Source organism: Psychrobacillus sp. OK028, assembly GCF_900103605.1.
GTDB lineage: Bacteria > Bacillota > Bacilli > Bacillales_A > Planococcaceae > Psychrobacillus.
Genome location: NZ_FNHY01000007.1, coordinates 14,168 through 34,606, shown reverse-complemented (window position 1 = coordinate 34,606; position 20,439 = coordinate 14,168). Strand labels below are relative to the sequence as shown.

14 protein-coding genes and 1 riboswitch are annotated in these 20,439 nt (G+C 39.0%); of the genes, 11 read left to right on the top strand and 3 right to left on the bottom strand.

Features of this window, described 5'->3' with window-relative positions; all coding sequences use genetic code 11:
- Window positions 1-127: 127 nt before the first annotated feature.
- The 4 genes from BLR36_RS12465 to metH all read left to right on the top strand — a co-directional run bounded on the left by BLR36_RS12465 (window position 128) and on the right by metH (window position 8,272).
- Window positions 128-1,519: a protoporphyrinogen oxidase gene (locus tag BLR36_RS12465; RefSeq protein ID WP_093062078.1), complete on the top strand. Its 1,392-nt coding sequence runs from the start codon at window positions 128-130 to the stop codon at window positions 1,517-1,519.
- 116 nt (window positions 1,520-1,635) lie between these two features.
- On the top strand, window positions 1,636-2,586 hold the full coding sequence (locus tag BLR36_RS12460) for a nuclease-related domain-containing protein (RefSeq protein ID WP_175454072.1): 951 nt from the start codon (window positions 1,636-1,638) through the stop codon (window positions 2,584-2,586).
- A gap of 225 nt (window positions 2,587-2,811) precedes the next feature.
- Window positions 2,812-2,918: riboswitch (SAM riboswitch) on the top strand.
- Between the two features lie 73 nt (window positions 2,919-2,991).
- A complete protein-coding gene (locus tag BLR36_RS12455) occupies window positions 2,992-4,851 on the top strand; it encodes a bifunctional homocysteine S-methyltransferase/methylenetetrahydrofolate reductase (RefSeq protein ID WP_093062283.1) in 1,860 nt (619 codons plus the stop codon).
- Window positions 4,832-8,272 (top strand): methionine synthase, encoded by a 3,441-nt coding sequence (metH, locus tag BLR36_RS12450; protein WP_093062076.1) that lies wholly within the window; start codon window positions 4,832-4,834, stop codon window positions 8,270-8,272. The genes BLR36_RS12455 and metH overlap by 20 nt, the downstream gene beginning before the upstream one ends.
- A 175-nt stretch (window positions 8,273-8,447) precedes the next feature.
- Here the strand turns inward: metH and BLR36_RS12445 are convergent, their stop codons facing one another.
- Window positions 8,448-9,212 carry a DUF817 domain-containing protein gene (locus BLR36_RS12445; RefSeq protein WP_093062075.1) on the bottom strand — a complete coding sequence of 255 codons (765 nt, stop codon included), beginning with the start codon at window positions 9,210-9,212 and terminating at the stop codon, window positions 8,448-8,450.
- A 128-nt stretch (window positions 9,213-9,340) separates the two neighbouring features.
- A complete protein-coding gene (gene tatA / locus BLR36_RS12440) occupies window positions 9,341-9,544 on the bottom strand; it encodes a twin-arginine translocase TatA/TatE family subunit (RefSeq protein ID WP_093062074.1) in 204 nt (67 codons plus the stop codon).
- Between the two features lie 184 nt (window positions 9,545-9,728).
- On the opposite strand from tatA, the gene BLR36_RS12435 reads away from it, so the two are divergent.
- The 4 genes from BLR36_RS12435 (at window position 9,729) to BLR36_RS12420 (ending at window position 14,512) form a co-directional block, all read left to right on the top strand.
- Window positions 9,729-10,325: a hypothetical protein gene (locus BLR36_RS12435; RefSeq protein WP_175454071.1), complete on the top strand. Its 597-nt coding sequence runs from the start codon at window positions 9,729-9,731 to the stop codon at window positions 10,323-10,325.
- A 78-nt stretch (window positions 10,326-10,403) separates the two neighbouring features.
- Window positions 10,404-11,987, top strand: coding sequence for a catalase (locus BLR36_RS12430; protein WP_093062073.1), 1,584 nt, complete (start codon window positions 10,404-10,406; stop codon window positions 11,985-11,987).
- A 114-nt stretch (window positions 11,988-12,101) separates the two neighbouring features.
- Window positions 12,102-13,043, top strand: coding sequence for an ATP-grasp domain-containing protein (locus BLR36_RS12425; RefSeq protein WP_093062072.1), 942 nt, complete (start codon window positions 12,102-12,104; stop codon window positions 13,041-13,043).
- 113 nt (window positions 13,044-13,156) lie between these two features.
- Window positions 13,157-14,512 carry an FAD-containing oxidoreductase gene (locus BLR36_RS12420; protein ID WP_093062071.1) on the top strand — a complete coding sequence of 452 codons (1,356 nt, stop codon included), beginning with the start codon at window positions 13,157-13,159 and terminating at the stop codon, window positions 14,510-14,512.
- 317 nt (window positions 14,513-14,829) lie between these two features.
- Here BLR36_RS12420 and BLR36_RS12415 read toward each other — a convergent pair whose 3' ends face one another.
- Entirely contained in the window at window positions 14,830-15,669 is an 840-nt protein-coding gene (locus tag BLR36_RS12415) for a DUF1206 domain-containing protein (RefSeq protein WP_093062070.1), read from the bottom strand.
- Between the two features lie 237 nt (window positions 15,670-15,906).
- Here BLR36_RS12415 and BLR36_RS12410 point away from each other — a divergent pair, with 237 nt between their 5' ends.
- From BLR36_RS12410 to BLR36_RS12400, 3 genes are all read left to right on the top strand, one after another.
- The gene (locus BLR36_RS12410) at window positions 15,907-16,659 is read left to right on the top strand and encodes an exodeoxyribonuclease III (protein WP_093062069.1); all 753 of its coding nucleotides are present in this window, start codon (window positions 15,907-15,909) and stop codon (window positions 16,657-16,659) included.
- Between the two features lie 97 nt (window positions 16,660-16,756).
- The gene (locus tag BLR36_RS12405; protein ID WP_093062068.1) at window positions 16,757-18,037 is read left to right on the top strand and encodes an aminotransferase class I/II-fold pyridoxal phosphate-dependent enzyme; all 1,281 of its coding nucleotides are present in this window, start codon (window positions 16,757-16,759) and stop codon (window positions 18,035-18,037) included.
- Window positions 18,038-18,182: 145 nt separating this feature from the next.
- On the top strand, window positions 18,183-20,402 hold the full coding sequence (locus BLR36_RS12400; protein WP_254771406.1) for an outer membrane protein assembly factor BamB family protein: 2,220 nt from the start codon (window positions 18,183-18,185) through the stop codon (window positions 20,400-20,402).
- The last annotated feature ends 37 nt before the right edge of the window (window positions 20,403-20,439 follow it).

Genomic DNA, 20,439 nt, shown 5'->3' with positions numbered 1-20,439 from the left:
AACATTGCCTTTAGAACTAACTTCTCTATTTGTTCATAATTTACCTTCAGACAGTGAGGTAAATCATATCCGATATTTTGAAAAACACTTATACTAGTGGTATGAATTGAAATGAGGAGTGGTAACGGTGAAAAAAGTAGTTGTCATAGGTGGAGGAATAACAGGACTTTCTACGATGCATTATTTGCAAAAGCTTAAAAAGGAAAAGTCTTTAGATTTAGAACTAGTACTAGTTGAAGCAAATGAGTTTTTAGGTGGTAAGATACATACTAAGCATCAAGACAACTTCATCATGGAGGTTGGTGCGGATTCAATCGTTGCGAGGAACGAAGCAATCACACAATTAATAGAAGAGCTGCAGCTTGAGGATGAAAAAGTGTACAACTCAACTGGCATTTCCTATATTTACACAAACAATGAGCTACATGCAATTCCAGCAGACACTGTATTCGGTATCCCTACAAGTATCGAGTCGTTAAATAGCAGTACGCTAGTCTCGGATGCTGGGAAAAAAGAGGCTTTAAAGGATTTGGAATTACCAAATGAAACCTTCACAAAAGAAAGCTCTGTCGGCTCATTTTTAGAATATTTCTTAGGAAAAGAACTAGTGGAAAAACAAATCGTGCCTGTGCTATCAGGTGTTTACTCCGGCGATTTGAACAAGCTTACTATTGCTACAACTCTGCCTTACTTAATTGATTATAAAAATAAATACGGTAGTATTATTAAAGGTCTAGAAGAAAATAAAGCAAAATTTCAAGCTGCCGCAAATAAAAAATTTATTTCCTTTGAAAATGGACTTTCCACACTTATCGACCGGTTAGAGGAAGTGTTGAGCGAATCTACGATTATTAAAGGTGTGGCGACGAAAAAAGTGGAAAAGAAGGATGGTCGATATATAGTTTTATTGGCTAATGGAGAGACGATTGAAGCAGATAGTGTAGTGCTCGCTGCACCTCATCATGTAGCGCAAGAAATTCTTCAGGATGAACAGTTGGATACTGATTTCGATAGATTGAAAAATTCTTCCCTTATTAGCATATATCTTGGTTTTGATATTGCAGATACGCAACTTCCAGCAGAGGGCACAGGTTTTATCGTATCTGAAAATAGCGATGTGAAATGTAATGCGTGCACATGGACAAGCCGAAAATGGACACACACCTCTAAAGGCAACCAATTGTTAGTTCGCATGTTTTATAAGACGGCAAGCCCAGCCTTTGAGAGCATGAAGGATATGACAGAAGACGAGCTAGTAGAAGTCGCACTCCAGGATATTGAAATGAGCCTAAATCTAACGGGCAAGCCTAAAGTAATTGAAGTAACCAAATGGAACGATCAAATGCCAAACTATCATTTAGCACATGGTGACGCGATTCAATCATTAACAGCTAAAATGGCAAATTCAATGCCAAACGTAGTGCTGGCAGGCTGTTCTTATTATGGAGTTGGAATTGTCGCTTGTATTCAGAATGGTAAAGAAACAGCAGAAAATATTATTAATTCAATAATTGAGTAAGTTTTCGGGCCAAAATTCATTTTTGGCCTTTTTTATATAGCAAAAATGGAATAGTCGGTCATTTAGTAAAATTTACATTTCCTTTAGTTGTGATACGATGCTGGTGAGGTGATATGTTGATAGTAAAAACACGTTCGGAAGAGTATAACTATATTGGGTTACAGCTGCTGAATCGTCGATTACCAGAAATACATGAAATGAAGGAATTAATCCGTTCAAAAATGCATATGGCACTGGCCGGAATTAATGGAGAAGTTAGAGTGGACGGAGTATTTAATAAGTATTCATTTCCGTTTGAGTATGTGGTATTGTCTGATGTAAGTTTGGAATCGTTCGGGAAGTTTCAGATTGATACAGTGTTTTTGACACAGTATTTTGCTTTAATTTTAGAGAGTAAAAATATTGGTGGGGAGTTGAGTTTTAAGCTGAATCCCACTCTATTAGAAAGAGTAAATGAGGAAGGGAAAGTGGATGTATTTGAGAGCCCCGAGGTTCAGATAGAAAGGAATATCTATTTACTCGATGAATGGATGAAACAAAGTGGTGTATCGATTCCTATTTACGGAGTAATTGTTTTAACCAACTCAAGAGTTAGAGTTATAGAACCTCCTACAAAATATACTGCAATTCTTCATCAAACAATTCCCGTTTATCTCCGTAATATTCCTCGCGAAAAAAAGTATATAACTACAAAGGAAATACATTTATTGAGTGAAAAAATCATTACGAATCACGAACCTTATTTTCCATACCCTATGTGTAGTCGCTGGGGTATTCATCCAAATGATTTACATTCTGGAGTGTGCTGTGAAAAATGCGGAGTGTTTGGAATGGAGAAAAGAAAGAATGGCTGGAACTGTATATGTTGTGGATACGTAGATAGATTTGCTCATGAGAAGGCCGTTCGAGAGTGGTTTGTTTTAATTGGGGAGACTCTTAATAATCGCCAATGTAGGAAATTCCTTCACTTAGATTCTCCACAATCTGCATTACGAATATTAAACTCAATGAATTTAGTGAGAAGTGGAATTGGTAAAAACACAATATATACGTGGAAGTGGAGGTAAATCTAAGAATCGGTCGAATAAGTGGCAGAATCAGTTGAATGTGAGTGAAAATCGGTCGAATAGTTGCTCACATCGGTCGAATATATAATATAATCGGTCGAATAGCATTCACCATCGGTCGAATCGCTCCCCACCCCTCGAAAATCAATAGAAAATTCAAAACACTCTTGACGCTTTAGTTGAATAAAGGTACGATATGTCTAATTAGAAAATTGAATAGTGAAATTCTTATCAAGAGAAGCCGAGGGACTGGCCCTACGACGCTTCAGCAACCAGCCATTTTGGTCAGGTGCTAAATCCAGCAGACTTTGCAAAAGTTTGGTAGATGAGAAGGTAGTATCTTGCATACACGTAAAGCCTTCTTTTTAAAGAAGGCTTTTTTATATGGGAAAGGGTGGATATTGGATGGGTTTATTAGAAAAATTGGAGACGTCCATATTGACGGCGGATGGAGCGATGGGAACGCTGCTCTATTCGTACGGCATTGACTATTGCAATGAGGAATTGAATATTCAGAAGCCGGAAATTATTGAGAAGATTCATCAGGACTATATTGCGGCTGGAGCAGATATTATTCAAACGAATACATATGGAGCAAATGCCATTAAACTGGCGCGCTATGGATTAGAAAATCAAGTAAAAGAAATAAATGAAGCAGCCATTCAAATTGCGAAAAGAGCTGCAGCACCGGGCAATCAATTTGTCCTTGGTACAATCGGAGGTATTCGAGGGATACGAAAAAGTGATGCAACACTGCAGGAAATTATCCATTCACTTGACCAGCAGGCACTCAACTTATTAGCGGGTGATCCAGATGGACTATTACTCGAAACCTATTATGATTTGGAAGAATTAAAGACGACTGTGACTCATCTACGTAAACTAACGGATATCCCAATCATTGCTCAAGTATCTATGCATGATCCTGGTATTTTGCAAAATGGCTTATCGCTGAATGAAGCACTACATCAGCTAGAAGCAATTGGAGCGAACATTGTGGGAGTCAATTGTCGACTCGGTCCCCATCATACCATTCAAGCGTTTGAAGGAGTAAAGCTTCCGGAAAAAGCATTCCTATCTGCTTATCCGAATGCCAGTCTGCTTGATATAGATGAAGGAAAGATTGTCTATGAGTCTGACGCAGATTATTTTGGGAAGGCTGCATTATATTTGAGGGATGCAGGGGTCCGATTAATAGGGGGCTGCTGTGGGACGACACCAAAGCATATTGAAGCAGTGAAAAAACATATTGGTCATTTAACACCTATCACAAATAAAGTAGTAACGAAGAAAAAGCCAATCATTATTCAAGATGCTAAGCCGACTAACACAAAACCGTTACATGAAAAGGCGAAGACAGAACGAACGATTATCGTAGAATTAGATACTCCACGTCACCTTGATACAACTACATTTATGGAAGGTGCGGAAAAGCTTTATGCGGCTGGAATTGATGCCGTGACGATGGCAGATAATTCACTCGCTTCTCCACGAATTAGCAATATGGCAATGGGTTCGATGCTAAAGTATGAAAATAATATTCGTCCACTTGCCCATATTACATGTCGTGACCGTAATTTAATCGGTCTCCAATCTCATCTTATGGGGCTGGATGCACTTGGCATTCATGATATTCTTGCGGTAACTGGAGATCCAACCAAAATAGGTGATTTCCCAGGTGCCACGAGTGTATATGATGTATCTAGTTTAGAACTACTTCAGCTGATCAAACAATTAAACGAAGGAATTTCTTTCTCAGGAAAGTCACTTCGTAAAAAAGCGAACTTCTCTGTAGCCGCTGCATTTAATCCAAATGTTCGTGTGCTTGATCGTGCAGTTAAGCGATTAGAGAAGAAAATAGAATGTGGAGCAGATTATTTTATCACCCAGCCTGTTTATTCAAAAGAAAAAATGCATGAAATATATGAAGCCACAAAACATTTATCGACGCCAATTTTTATCGGAATTATGCCATTAACCAATAGTCGGAATTCTGAATTCCTCCATAATGAAGTGCCGGGCATCAAATTATCCGAGGAAGTGCTAGAGCGTATGCGTTTATGTGGTGAGGATAGAGAACGTGCTACTGCAGAAGGTATTCAAATTTCGAAGGAATTAATCGATACTGCAGCAGAATTATTTAATGGAATATATATTATTACGCCATTTTTCCGATACGACATGTCTCTTGAATTAATTCATTATATTAAAGAGATTGACCGAAAGAAAGAGAGAGGTTTCAGCTATGTCCAAACATCTAATTGAGCAGCAACTCCAAAAAAGAATATTAATAATTGATGGTGCAATGGGAACGATGATTCAAAATGCGGATCTTAGTCCCGAAGATTTCGGAGGGGAAGAATACGACGGCTGTAATGAGTACTTAAATATCGTCAAGCCGGATGTTATAGAACATGTCCACCGTGCATATTTAGAGGCTGGAGCAGATATCATTTGTACAAATACATTTGGCGGTACGCCGGTTGTGTTAAATGAATATGATTTAGGTGAACAGGCGCATGATATTAACTTTCGTGCTGCCAAACTTGCGAAGGCCTGTGCAGAGGAATATTCTACGTCTGACTGGCCACGATTTGTTGCAGGGGCGATTGGACCAACAACAAAAACGTTGTCAGTCACGGGTGGTATTACTTTTGATGAACTTACAAACGATTTTTACGTGCAAGCAAAGGCTTTAGTAGAAGGCGGAGTAGATGTTATCTTATTGGAAACTAGCCAGGATATGCTGAACGTAAAAGCTGCAACAATTGGTATAAAACAGGCTTTTGAGGAACTGGAAAAAGAGCTACCAATTATGATTTCTGGAACGATTGAGCCAATGGGTACGACACTTGCAGGGCAAAGTATTGAAGCATTTTATATTTCCATCGAGCATATTAAGCCACTTTCTGTCGGCTTGAATTGTGCCACGGGTCCTGAATTTATGACGGACCACATTCGTTCACTATCGGAGCTATCAGATGGCTACATAAGCTGTTACCCAAATGCCGGGCTACCTGACGAGGAAGGACATTATCATGAATCGCCGGAATCACTATCTAAAAAGCTCCGTGGTTTTGCAGAAAAAGGCTGGTTAAATGTCGTTGGTGGATGCTGTGGAACTACACCAGCTCATATACAAGCAGTACGTGAGGCAGTAAAGGACTTAGCACCCCGTAAGCCTACAGAGACAGCGCGCCAAGGACATGTCGTATCTGGCATCGAACCTCTTCAATATGACGAATCCATGCGTCCGTTGTTCATAGGAGAAAGAACAAATGTAATAGGCTCTCGCAAATTCAAACGTTTGATCGTGGATGAAAAGTTTGAAGAAGCCTCTGAAATTGCACGAGCACAGGTTAAAGGTGGAGCTCATGTTATCGATATTTGCCTAGCGAATCCTGACCGTGATGAGCTGGAGGATATGACTAACTTCATGAAAGAAGTAGTGAAAAAAGTGAAAGTTCCTCTTGTTATAGATTCGACGGATGAGAAAGTAATAGAAGCAGCACTTAAGTATTCGCAAGGAAAAACAATCATCAACTCTATTAACTTGGAGGATGGCGAAGAACGCTTTGAAGCCGTAATGCCTTTAGTGAAAAAATACGGTGCAGCAGTAGTAGTTGGTACCATCGATGAAACTGGAATGGCGGTAACACGAGAGCGGAAGTTAGAAATTGCAGAGCGTTCTTATGATCTATTAGTAAATAAATGGGGACTTGCACCAGAGGATATCATATTTGATCCACTTGTATTCCCGGTCGGAACAGGGGATCAGCAATACATTGGATCAGCAGTAGAAACGATTGAGGGCATCCGTCTAATAAAAGAAAAAATGCCACGAGCATTGACTGTTTTAGGAGTTAGTAATGTATCCTTTGGTCTTCCACCAGTTGGTCGCGAAGTATTGAATGCTGTCTACTTATACAACTGTACGCAAGCAGGATTAGACTATGCCATTGTAAATACGGAGAAGCTTGAAAGATATGCTTCTATTCCTAAACAGGAAATCGATATGGCCAATGAGCTATTATTTACAACAACCGATCAAACACTTGCTGATTTCACTGATTTTTACCGTGATAAAAAGAAAGAGAAAACCGAGGCTGATATTCCAAAAACAGTACCAGAACGTCTTGCCTATTATGTTATTGAAGGTACGAAAGAAGGGCTAATCCCAGACTTAGAGGCTGCACTTCAAATGTATGACGCTCCGCTAGATGTCATTAATGGTCCATTGATGAAGGGGATGGCCGAGGTAGGGCGTCTGTTTAATGACAATCAGCTAATAGTTGCAGAGGTGCTTCAAAGTGCTGGTGTGATGAAGGCATCTGTTGCCTATTTGGAGCAGTTTATGGAGAAAAAAGAGGATGATTCTGGTAAGGGTAAAATTGTTCTTGCGACTGTTAAAGGCGATGTGCATGACATCGGAAAAAACCTTGTTGATATTATACTGAGCAACAATGGATATAAAGTAATTGATGTAGGTATCAAAGTAACTCCAGCTACTTTGATAGAGGTTATACGGAAGGAAAAGCCTGATATGATTGGACTTTCTGGACTACTTGTCAAATCAGCACAGCAAATGGTCATCACTGCTCAGGATTTTAAAGAAGCAGGTATTGACGTACCTATACTTGTAGGGGGAGCGGCACTTTCCCGCCGTTTTACAGAAACGAAGATATCGGCTGAATACGATGGTCCAGTCCTATATGCGAAAGATGCCATGCAGGGACTAGACCTTGCCAATCGTTTGCAAAATGAAGAGGATAAAGTGACTTTGTTGGGAGAGCTAGAAGTTCAGCAAGAAAAACGAAAAATAGCAGAAGCCAATCGAGCGAACAAACAAGCGGTTGCCGTTTTAGAAAAACCAGTGAAAACTGTTCGAGAAGATGTTCAGGTATACGTACCTAAGGATGTTCGACGCCATCTCTTAAAAGATTATTCGGTTTCCCACTTACATCCATATGTGAATATGCGGACACTAATAGGTCATCATTTAGGGTTAAAAGGGTATAGCGATAAATTATTAATAGAAGGTGACGAGCGTGCAACTGGATTGCATGAATTAGTCACAGAGTACTTAAAATCCGACATTTTGAAACCACAGGGCATGTATCAATTTTTCCCTGCACAATCGGATGGCGACGATGTAATAATTTATGATCCAGTGGATGCGAAAACAGAAATTGAGCGATTCACATTCCCTCGCCAATCTGTCGAACCATTCCTATGCTTAGCCGATTATTTAAAATCGGTGGATAGTGGAGAAATGGACTACGTAGCATTCATGCTAGTAACTGCAGGACACGGAGTTCGTGCAGCGGCAGCAGAACTAAAAGAACAAGGGAAATTTTTAGAAAGCCATGCATTGCAAGCAACCGCGCTTGAATTAGCAGAAGGATTTGCTGAGCGCATACATCAAGAAATTCGAGACCAATGGGGATTCCCTGACGCAACGGATTTCACAATGCGCGACCGGTTTGCTGCTAAATACCAAGGTCAACGCTTCTCCTTCGGCTATCCAGCATGTCCAAATTTAGATGACCAAGCAAAACTATTTGGTCTGATCAAACCCGAAGATATTGGAGTACAGCTAACGGAGGAATTCATGATGGAACCAGAAGCATCTGTTTCTGCCATGGTATTTGCACATCCAGACGCACGATATTTTGTCGTAGATTAATAAGAGAGCACTGCCATCATCTTGGCAGTGCTTTTTCGCTTTGAAATGGTTGAATCGATTGATGGTTGGGGATAATCGCTCGATGCACCAATATAATCGATCAATCCCGACCAATAATCGATCGATGAAGCAAGAAAATCGATCAATCCCGACTAAAAATCGATCAACAAGTCAATCACTCGACCAAAGATGTACCATGCTTTACACGTTTTAATGAAGCAACGATAATCACACTAATAATCACAAGCAAAAACCACGAGCTAATTTTCCCAATATGGACAAGCGACCAAGCCTCCGCCTGATTCGGGTATTGCCATGCGCCTAAAAAAGTCACGATATTCTCCGCAATCCAGATAAAAAATCCAATCAATACAAAAGCAACAATCATTGGCATTTTAAATGTTTTTTCCCTCAACTCGAAAGTCACTACTGTTCGCCAAAAAATTATTAAAAGTAAGCATTTAAGAATCCAGCGAATATCGTAGGTGAAATGATGAGTGAAAAAATTGAAATAAATTAACACGCTAATTCCAACGGCCCAAATTGGTTTTGGCCAATTATACATATTCAATTTCATCCTTCGCCAGCTCTGACAAATATAGCTGGCAACACTCGCATACATAAACCCACTATATAAAGGCACTCCACCGATCTTGCTAATTGCCTCCTCTGGGTAAGCCCATGAGCCCATATGCACTTTATATAATTCTAACCCTAGACCAATAACGTGAAATAAACAAATAACCTTGAATTCATCCCATGTCTCTAATTTGGAAACGAGCATATAAACTTGCCCTAGTACACAAATAAGCAAAATAAAATCATACCTCGGTATATACGGAATACTGACAAATTTAGAAAGGGCTAGGGCAGTGAATATAATTACAGGGAATATACAACATAGCGCCTGTAAATACGCAAATAGTAGAAGGTTACGCATAGGAGTACTCCTTTAAATAGATATACAATTATGGACGAAAGTAAATGATATTGGTTCAATCTTCTAACATGAAATGTTATCTGAACATAAAAAAAGCTGGTCGTGACGGATGTCAGGACCAACCAAAATTATTTCTTGTCTACATTTACTTCAGATGCTTCGACTTTCTTATCATCTTTTTCATCATCATTTATAATATCTCGAGTCGAGGTTTTGAATTCTTTTAACGTTTGTCCAACTGCTTTGCCAAGCTGAGGTAACTTAGACGGACCAAAGATTATCAAAGCAATAATTAATACAAGAATTAAACCGGGTATTCCTATGTTTGGCATAGAATCTCCTCCTTCTATATGTAGAATCGTTCTTAATATACCACATTTCGAGAATAAAAGAGAGGTCTACGCCTTAGGTCTTAGTCATTTTCCACCTTAAGGACGTATGGATTAATCACTGAATAGAGGATGATTAACCTAATAGTCATGAGATGAAAATGTCTTTTGAGAACGGGGTGGAAAGATGGGAAAAAAGATTTATATTATTCTTAGTAATACAGGTACATTATTTTCAAAGGCAATTGGTATGTATACAAAAAAAGAGTTAAACCATGCCTCCATTGCATTTGATGAAGAATTAAAGGAAATGTATAGTTTCGGAAGGAAAAGTAGTCATAATCCATTCAATGGAGGATTCGTGAAAGAAAATCCAGTGGAGGGATTATTCCAAAGAGCTACCTGTGCTATTTATGAGTGCGAGGTTACTGATTCGGAATATGTACGGATGAAACGAAAAATTCATCAAATGGAACAGCAAAAACAACTATACAGATATAACTTAATAGGTTTATTATTCATTGCGATAAATATTGAAATGGAACGTGAAAATGCATTCTTTTGTTCGCAATTTGTTGCAACGATTATGAAAGAATGTCCATCTTCGCAGCTACAGATTGCACCTCCTTTGGCGCAGCCACATCACTTTGAACAGCAATCAGCATTGACTTTAAAATTTAAAGGAGATTTACAAACATATGTAAGCAGTAAAAGGAAAGTAGAGCAATCATTTCATGTGTCTAGCTGGAAGAAGTATGCATTTTCTAAGGTGAGTTTTATGTAATATTGGGTTATTAATTCTCCATTTTGGACAGTATAGAGAAGAATGTAAATTCTATCTTAAGGTCTAGGAGGATGAAGTGTGACAGAAGAACAACCAAATTACGAGACAAATGTGGAAGATGAGGATACGCTCACGAATAGACAGGGCCACCCTGTAACGAATAATCAGCATATTAGGACGGTTGGAAACAGAGGACCTGCCACTTTAGAAAACTATGATTTTATTGAAAAGATTAGTCACTTTGACAGAGAACGAATACCTGAGAGAGTCGTACATGCAAGAGGTGCCGGCGCACATGGATATTTCGAAGCGTATGGTGCTGTCGGGGACGAGAAAGTTTCTAAATATACGCGAGCTAAATTGTTTCAGGAAAAGGGAAAGAAAACTCCTGTATTTGTTCGGTTTTCTTCTGTTATTCATGGAGGACATTCTCCCGAAACATTACGTGATCCTCGTGGATTTGCTGTAAAGTTTTATACAGAGGATGGAAACTGGGACTTAGTAGGAAACAATCTAAAAATATTTTTTATTCGTGATGCGATAAAGTTTCCAGATATGATTCATGCGTTCAAACCGGATCCTGTAACTAATATTCAGGATTCCGAGCGCTTTTTTGATTTTTGTGCGAGTTCACCTGAATCATTCCATATGGTCACTTTCGTTTATTCGCCTTGGGGGATACCTGCAAATTATCGGATGATGCAGGGGTCAGGTGTGAATACGTACAAATGGGTAAACAATGAAGGAAAAGCGGTACTCGTAAAATATCACTGGGAGCCAAAGCAAGGAATTCGTAATTTAACTCAAAAGGAAGCAGAGGAAATCCAGGCGAAAAACTTTAATCATGCAACGCAGGATTTGTATGACGCAATTGAGAAAGGCGATTTTCCTGAATGGGAGTTACTAGTCCAAACAATGAGTGATGATGATCATCCTGAGCTAGACTTCGATCCGTTAGATGATACAAAGCTGTGGCCGGAAGATTTATTTCCTTGGAAGGCCGTTGGGAAAATGGTATTAGATCGAAACCCAGAGGATTATTTTACGGAAGTGGAGCAGGCAGCATTCGGTACGGGCGTGCTCGTAGATGGACTGGACTTTTCAGACGATAAAATGCTGCAAGGTCGCACATTTTCGTATTCCGATACACAACGTCATCGTGTCGGAGCGAACTATTTACAGCTTCCGATCAATGCACCGAAAAAACGTGTCGCAACCAACCAAAGCGGTGGTCAAATGGCCTACCGATTAGACCGAGGACCTTTTCAAAATCCGCATATCAACTACGAACCTTCTATTTTAGATGGCTTAAAGGAAGCGACTCAGGTAGGTAAAGAGTACACACCGATGATAAAAGGAAATTTAGTCCGTGAATCAATTGATCGCCAAAGTAACACAAAGCAAGCAGGAGAAACGTATCGACAATTTGAACAATGGGAAAAAACAGAGCTCATCGCTAATCTTGTAAATGATTTATCTGCTTGTGATCCACGAATTCAAGAAAAGATGATTGCCCTAGCGGAGGAAGCGGATGAAGACTATGGTAGACATTTAAGAGATGGACTTGCTCACGCCAAAAATAGTGGCTCCTCTCAAAAACCGTTAGGAAATAAAGCACCAGATCAAGAAGTCAATAAAGGTCATGAAGCTGAACCGTATTAATAGTAATCGCCCTGCTCTACTTGGAGCAGGGTTTTCTATTGGTGACTCCAACTTAACTGGTATATAATAATACAAATTAGATTAATAGGAATAGTAAGTTGAGGAGTGATTAGTATGTCTAAAATATATATAATCCATGAAAATGATGAGTGGACGGTACACTTAACAAAACGATTAGAGGAATTGAATCTTCCTTTTGAGTCATGGCATTTAGATCAAGGTATTGTAGATTTAACCGCTGTGCCTCCGGAAGGTGTTTTTTATAATAGAATGAGTGCTTCTTCACATACACGTGGTCATAGATACGCACCTGAACTAGCCGGAGGAGTATTGTCTTGGCTTGAGTTTCATGGAAGAACTGTGTTTAATGGAACAAAAGCGTTAAGTTTAGAGCTAAGTAAAATTAACCAATACACGGCATTAGAAGCAAGTGGAATAAAAACGCCAAAAACGATTGCGGCTGTAGGTAATGAACAAATCATATTAGCTGCTCAAAAACTAGGGAAAACACCATTTATCACAAAACATAATCGTGCAGGTAAAGGGCTAGGTGTACAATTATTTCAAACAGTAGAAGCATTAGAGGCTTATGTGAATGGACCGGCATTTGAAGAACCAGTAGATGGAATTACGCTTATACAAGAATATATTCAATCACCAGATTCTTATATTACGAGAGCAGAGTTTATCGGTGGAAAGTATTTATATGCCGTGAGAGTTGATACGTCTGAAGGGTTCGAATTATGTCCTGCTGACTCTTGTCAAATTGGGGATGCGTTCTGTCCTGTTGGAGAAGAACCCGCTATGAAATTTGAGGTTAAAGAAGATATTAGCGCAGCATGGATCGAGCGTTACGAAGCTTTCCTGAAAGCTAGTAAAATTGATGTGGCAGGCATTGAATTTATTCGTGATGCAAATGGTGAAGTATACACGTATGACGTGAACACAAATACGAACTACAATGCGGATGCGGAAGCTAAAGCAGAGAAATACGGCATGCTAGAGCTTGCTAAGTTTTTAGGAACGGCTTTAGAAAAAAATAAAGTAAACGTTTAGATAGTAAAGACTGTCTTTTTGGTTGATTGATAGACCAGGGAGGCAGTCCTTTTTATGGAACAGAGTTTATATAAAACGGAAGAAGGAAATAGTCTAGAGAGGAGGTATTTAACATGAAAAAATTTGATGCAGTTATAATTGGCTTTGGAAAGGGTGGTAAAACATTAGCTACCGAGTTCGCAAAAAACGGTAAGAAGGTTGCGGTGATTGAGAAATCCTCCAAAATGTATGGGGGAACTTGTATAAATATTGCATGCATACCAACCAAATCGCTAGTTCATTCAGCCGACAACAGAAAATATTCCAGTACATCTAAAGAGGAATTTTATACAAATGCGATTCATCGAAAAGATGAGCTGACTTCTGTATTGCGAGATAAAAACTTTCATATGTTAGCTGATCAAGAGCACATTACAGTGATTACTGGAGAAGCAACTTTCTTGAGTGATGATAAAATACAGGTGAAAACTGCAGAGGAACAATTTGAAGTTACAGCAGAACAGTTTTTCATTAACACTGGTGCCTCACCAGTTGTGCCGCCGATCGACGGCTTGGAAGAAGCTAATTTCATATACAATTCTACAACCTTACAAGCGTTGGAGCAGCTTCCTGAAAAACTAATTATTATTGGTGGTGGGTACATAGGATTAGAGTTTGCTTCCATGTATGCAAATTTCGGGTCAGAAGTGACTGTCATAGATAGCAATGAAGAGTTTCTACCGAATGAAGATAGGGATATTGCACAAGAAGCAAAAAAAGTTTTAGAAGCAAAAAATATTAAAATTGTACCAAATAGTAAAGTAGAATCCGTGAAAAATCAAGACGGAGGAGTAGTTGTCACTTATAAAAAAGGAGATACAGCTAGGGAAGTTTATGGGAATGCTGTACTTCTGGCAACTGGGAGAAAGCCAAACACGGAAAACCTAGGATTAGAAAATACTTCCGTAGAAGTGAATGATCGTGGAGCTATTGTAGTGGATGACTCATTAAAAACGAAAGCAAAAAATATTTGGGCGTTAGGTGACGTTAATGGAGGTCCACAGTTTACATATATCTCACTAGATGACTTCCGTATTGTAAAGGATCAGCTTTTTGGAGAGGGGTCCTATACTAAAAAAGAACGGACTAACATACCATACTCCGTTTTCATCGACCCTATATTGTCTCATGTGGGACTTAATGAAAGAATGGCAAAGGAAAAAGAAATTGAATATAAGGTATTATCAATGCCAGCAGCAGGAATTCCACGCGCTCGAATATTGGAGAAAACAGATGGACTGTTAAAGGCTTTGATTGACCCAAAAACGAATGAAATATTAGGATGCACACTTTTTTGTGCGGAATCCAGTGAAATGATTAATGTAGTAAAAGTGGCAATGGAGGCGAAATTACCATACACATTTTTACGTGACACGATCTTCACCCATCCAACGATGAGTGAATCCTTGAATGATCTATTTAAAGGATGAATGCGGAGCTCGTAAAGGTCGAGCGTTCAACAAACTATCTTCGTACTATTACGTTTTGCACTTTAAGCTGTGGCCTCCTTGTGTAACTCCTATAAAGAAATATAATAAAGGAATAGTAGCAACTAAGGGGGTATACATATGAGCTTACTTGCATTTGGAGCTATTTCACTAGTTATTTTGTTTGGATTATTTGCGTTAGCCATTGCCATATTCGTATTGTTGAAGATGACAAAAAAATAACACATGAAAAAGGACTATCAAACGCTGGGCTTTTGATAGTCCTTTTTTAGGTTATATTTTCACTTAAGAAATCCGTTCTATCCAAAATTCATACGTTGGTAGCGTCCGCGTATAATTTGGTAGACACCATATAAAATTAGTCCAATCGCTACTATAGCTAGTAAAAACTTTCCGAAGGGCTGGCTTGCTAACTCTGTTAAAGCGCCGCCAAGTCCTTTGGATTCATCTGGGTTATTTGTGTATGCTGTGCGGATAAAGAAAAATCCGATCATACCTAATACAATCCCTCTAGAAATCAGACCGATTTTCCCTGCTGTTCTTGCCACTTTTCGTTCCGTATCATTCATTTCATAGGTTTTGAATTCAGACATGAATTTCTCCTTAATACCACTATAAAGTTCGTAAGCACCATATCCCATAATTATTACTCCAATTAAACCAACTAACCATACTCCCAAAGGCTGTTCCATTAACTTAGCTGAGATTGTTTTCTCTGCATTGCCACCACCAGCACTTCCCGAATGGCTCGCTAGTTTTAAAGCGACATATGCTAAATTTATATAAATGACCCCGCTAATGAAATAACCTGTTCTTTTAATCAGTCCCTTCGCATCAGTTCCGACATTATCAGGATCCTTAATTGCTTTAATAAGATCCCATATGATATATCCGAATAAACCGATTCCTATAATCCATAAGGTAACTTCTCCAAATGGCATTTCGGCGATTGATTGAAGAACACCAGATGTTCCAGTCATTTCGCCACCGGTTCCGAATGCCGCTAATGCTGCAAGAACGCCAATCATTCCATACACAATACCTTTCGTCATATAACCAAAACGGGCAAATCGCCGAACCCATGGTTTCGCTTCGCTCATTTTGTTTTTTACATCGGATGTATTTGACGGTGAATGCATATATTCGACACTTCCTCTACTAGTCTCTTTTAATTGAACTTCCCCTTTCCCATCTAAAAGAAACCATTATGCCACAACCAATATTTGCTAGATTGACAGACAGTAGTTTGTCTAACTATTTGCACCTTCACCTGTGCACTTTTTTACTGCTCTATCCACAATTTTTCATTTAATCAAAGGATTTGATATGATTAACATAAAACAAGTTACATAGGTTTCTATTTTGGAGGAAATAAAATGAAGTTGGTTTCATGGAATGTGAATGGCATACGAGCCTGCGCGAAAAAAGGATTTATAGAATATTTTAAGGAAGTAAATGCGGATATTTTTTGTTTGCAGGAAACGAAGCTGCAAGCAGGTCAAATAGAGCTTGCTTTAGATGGATATGAACAATATTGGAATTATGCTTTGAAAAAAGGTTATTCTGGAACAGCGGTATTTACAAAGGTAAAGCCACTGACCGTAAAATATGGTGTTGGAGATCGGGATTCAGAGGACGAAGGAAGAATTATTACGCTTGAGTTTGATGAGTTTTATTTGGTAAACGTCTATACTCCAAATGCAAAACGAGATTTAACGAGACTTTCTTATCGACTTGAATGGGAAGATGAAATGCGTGCTTATTTGAAAGCACTTGATGCTATCAAGCCTGTCATTATGTGCGGAGATTTAAATGTTGCTCATGCGGAAATAGACTTGAAAAATGCTAAGTCTAATAGTGGAAACTCTGGATTTACAGATGTAGAACGCAGCAAAATGACGGATTTACTTGCAGAGGGATTTGTCGATACATTTCGTTATTTTTATCCGGATACAGAAGGTGCCTATAGTTGGTGGTCCTACATGAGTAAGGTAAGAGAACGCAATATTGGTTGGCGAATTGATTATTTTATTGCCTCTGAAAGACTTGTACCACTATTAAAGAATGCTTCGATTGATTCTCATGTACTTGGAAGTGATCATTGCCCTGTGATTTTAGAGTTAATGTAGGATTGTGGTTACGACTTAATTTAACGAAAGGGTATAATACTTTAGTCAAATGGAGTACAATATTTTTAAATCAAATATATTATGGAGGTACCAATAGATGAATGCTTTAGCAACGCAATTAAACGAGAAAATACAAAATGAAAATCCAGCAATTTACGATATGCTATCAGATTTAGGTAAAAACTTGTACTATCCAAAAGGAATTTTAAGTCAAAGTGCAGAAGCAGGGAAAAAAGCACATCGTTTTAATGCTACTATTGGAATAGCAACGGAGAATGGTGAGCCGATGCATTTCCGCCATATTCAAGAAAAATTAGATTATAAACCAAGTGATATATATCCATATGCAGCCCCTCAAGGTAAAGAAGCTTTACGTTCTATATGGAAAGAGAAGCTATTAGTTGATAACCCATCGATGAAAGGTAAATCGATTGGTACACCGATTGTAACTAGTGCCCTAACGCATGGTTTGAGCATCGCAGCTGATTTGTTTATGGACGCAGGTGATGTGTTAATAACACCAGTTCAATATTGGGGTAATTACAATACGGTATTCCAAGTAAGAAGAGGCGGACGTGTGGAAACATTCCCTCTATTCAATGAAGCTGGTAGTTTCCATGTGGAAGCTTTCCGTGAAACACTTGCGAAGCAATCAGAAAAAGCGATTGTTTTGTTAAACTTCCCTAATAACCCTACTGGCTATACTCCTTCAGTAGAAGAAGCAGAAGCAATCGTCCAGGTTTTGAAGGATACTGCTGAGAGTGGGATTAAATTAGTTGTTCTATTGGACGACGCATATTTCGGTTTATTCTATGAGGACTCTATTAAAGAATCATTATTTGGTTTATTAGCTGATAGCCATGACAATATTTTACCTGTAAAAATCGATGGTGCGACAAAAGAAAACTATGTGTGGGGATTGCGGGTTGGGTTCATAACATACGCAGCAGCTCCTGACACACTAGATGCTTTAGAACAGAAAACGAAGGGTATCATTCGTGGGACTGTTTCAAGTGGATCTCATATTTCGCAGACAATTCTTTTAGAATCCCTGCAATCGGAAGAGTATTTACAAGAAAAAGAAGAAAAGTTCCAAATTATGCAAGGCCGAGCTATTAAAACGAAGCAGGTTCTAGCGGATGAAAAATATGCACCTTACTGGACATACTATCCATTTAACTCTGGTTACTTCATGTGCTTGAAGTTAAATTCAGTGGATGCTGAAACATTACGACTACATTTACTCGATCAATACGGTGTAGGGGTAATCGCAAGCAATAAAACAGACATCCGTGTCGCTTTCTCCTGTGTAGAAGAAAACGATATTCAAGAGCTATTCGATTTAATCTATGAAGGATGCAAAGACTTAACAAAATAAAATTATAGTAAGGGAAACTGTCCAAGAGTAGAAACTCTTGGACAGTTTTTTATTTGTTTTGAATTTGAAAGTGACGGCATTTCTTTCAAATTCGAAACATAAACTATTGAATAAGTGCATTTCAATAGTTTGAAGGGGGAGTTAGATGCGAAGTAGAGGATTATCGGTATCCGCACTAATCTTTATAGGCTCATTAATCACTGTAGTTGCTTTATTTATGATCTATCTCGTAGTAAATTTTGAAAACTCGGATAAAGGAAACGAAGAAGTTCCTTATGCCAGCATAACAGTAAAAGAAGAGCCAGAGAAAGAAGAAGAGAAAGAAAAATCAGAGGAAGAAGGACCAGTGAAAGAAACAAAAGTTGCACCTAGTCCATCAAATCCAGATGAAAAAGTAGAATATGCACAAACAGAATGGACAACACATGGTGGAGATTACTACAACAGACGTTATTCTATGCTAAACCAAATTACTACAGAAAATATTGGAGATTTAAAACCTACTTGGGTTAGTAGTTTAGGAGGGTCCGGGGCTGAGGCAAAATACTCTGGTGAAGCAACTCCATTAGTAGTGAATGGTGTTATGTATATTGCAACTGGGGCAAATGATGTATTTGCAATAGACGCAAAAACGGGAGAACAGATCTGGGCATATAAACCAGATATTCCACAAGAGATGGATACAGTATGCTGCGGGTGGACAACTCGTGGAGTTGCAGTCGGTGATGGTAAAGTGTTTGTGGGATTACTCGATGCTCGTTTAATAGCACTTGATCAAAAAACTGGAGAAGTCTTATGGGAAACTAAAGTAGCGGAGTGGGAAGAGGGTTATACCATTACCAGTGCCCCACTTTATTATAATGGTAAAGTCTACACAGGGGTTTCTGGAGGAGAGTATGGAATTCGTGGCCGTGTGATGGCATATGATTCTGATTTAGGATTTGAGGTGTGGCGTTTTTATACAATACCAGGTCCAGGAGATATTGATGGGGATACGTGGCCCTCTGATAATGATGCTTGGTTAACTGGTGGTGGACCAGTATGGAATACACCCGCAGTAGATCCAGAGCTTGGTTATATTTATTTTGCCACCGGAAATACAGGACCCGACTTAGATGGTAGCAGCCGTGAAGGGGATAACTTATACGCCAACTCAGTAGTTGCAGTGAATGCGGAAAATGGGGATTATGTATGGCATTTCCAGGAAGTGCATCATGATATATGGGATATGGATCCTACTAACCCAGTTATTTTATTTGATGTAAAAATAGACGGAGATATGCGTAAAGGTCTTGGGCAAGCGGGTAAAACTGGTTGGGTTTATCTCTTAGATCGCAGAGATGGAACACCATTAGTTGGGATAGAGGAAAAACCAGTGCCACAAGATGACCGTCAAAAAACAGCCGCTACTCAACCGTTTCCGACCGGCGATGCATTTGTTCCGCAAGGTATAACGGAAGAAGATGTGAAAAGAGATTTAGAATCATCATTTACGGGTGAAATAGGGAGTATTTTTACACCGTTTTGGGATGTACCAATAACAATTAAACCGGGACCATTTGGAGGGGCAAACTGGCCACCTTCCGCATACAACCCTGATACGGAGTATTTTTATGTATTAGGTAATGATCACTATATGTCATTTGAAAGAAATGAATTAAGTGAATTTAAGGAAGGTGACGCTTATTTTGGGAGCGTTTTCGGACCGGTTCAAAATGCGCCAACAAGAGGAACGGTGACTGCAATTGATGTGAAAACGGATAAAATTGCTTGGCAGCAAAAATGGGATACGCTAGCTTATAGTGGTGTATTAACTACCGCTGGAAATCTAGTATTTGTTGGACATAATGATGGCCGCTTAATCGCATTCGATGCTAAAACTGGTGATCAAGTGTGGGAATATATGATGGATGCAGGTGCAAATGCTCCATCGGTCACTTATGAAATTGATGGTGAACAGTATATTTCTATTTATGCCGCAGGGAATGCACTTGCAGGTAGTAAACACGGAGATAAAATATATACGTTTAAATTAGGTGGAAATTTACCTGAAGGTCAAGTTATTGATGCTTCAGTTAAAGACAAAGCGCCTGAAGAAGAAAAAGGAGAAACAGTAAGTGCCGATGCTGGGCTTACTGAATATAAAAATAGCTGTATAGCTTGTCATGGAGATCAAGGTGCAAACGGTCATAACGGTCCAAATTTACAAAATAGCAAAGTAGCAGAAAATAAAGAAGAAGTAATTGACCGCATTACAAATGGTAAAGGTGCAATGCCATCATTCAAAGATACACTTTCAGCAGAAGAAATAGATGCAATAGCAGAATACGTAGCAACTGTCATATCCCCTTTGGGCGCTGAATAATAAAACCAAAGAGAGTGGGAAAAAAACTAACTTGAAA

Excerpts from the sequence above, each read along its gene's own strand:
- BLR36_RS12455 (WP_093062283.1), top strand. The coding sequence starts at position 2,992 with ATGGGTTTATTAGAAAAATTGGAGACGTCCATATTGACGGCGGATGGA.
- metH (WP_093062076.1), top strand. The coding sequence starts at position 4,832 with ATGTCCAAACATCTAATTGAGCAGCAACTCCAAAAAAGAATATTAATA.
- BLR36_RS12445 (WP_093062075.1), bottom strand. The coding sequence starts at position 9,212 with ATGCGTAACCTTCTACTATTTGCGTATTTACAGGCGCTATGTTGTATA.
- tatA (WP_093062074.1), bottom strand. The coding sequence starts at position 9,544 with ATGCCAAACATAGGAATACCCGGTTTAATTCTTGTATTAATTATTGCT.
- BLR36_RS12435 (WP_175454071.1), top strand. The coding sequence starts at position 9,729 with ATGGGAAAAAAGATTTATATTATTCTTAGTAATACAGGTACATTATTT.
- BLR36_RS12425 (WP_093062072.1), top strand. The coding sequence starts at position 12,102 with ATGTCTAAAATATATATAATCCATGAAAATGATGAGTGGACGGTACAC.
- BLR36_RS12420 (WP_093062071.1), top strand. The coding sequence starts at position 13,157 with ATGAAAAAATTTGATGCAGTTATAATTGGCTTTGGAAAGGGTGGTAAA.
- BLR36_RS12415 (WP_093062070.1), bottom strand. The coding sequence starts at position 15,669 with ATGCATTCACCGTCAAATACATCCGATGTAAAAAACAAAATGAGCGAA.
- BLR36_RS12410 (WP_093062069.1), top strand. The coding sequence starts at position 15,907 with ATGAAGTTGGTTTCATGGAATGTGAATGGCATACGAGCCTGCGCGAAA.
- BLR36_RS12405 (WP_093062068.1), top strand. The coding sequence starts at position 16,757 with ATGAATGCTTTAGCAACGCAATTAAACGAGAAAATACAAAATGAAAAT.
- BLR36_RS12400 (WP_254771406.1), top strand. The coding sequence starts at position 18,183 with ATGCGAAGTAGAGGATTATCGGTATCCGCACTAATCTTTATAGGCTCA.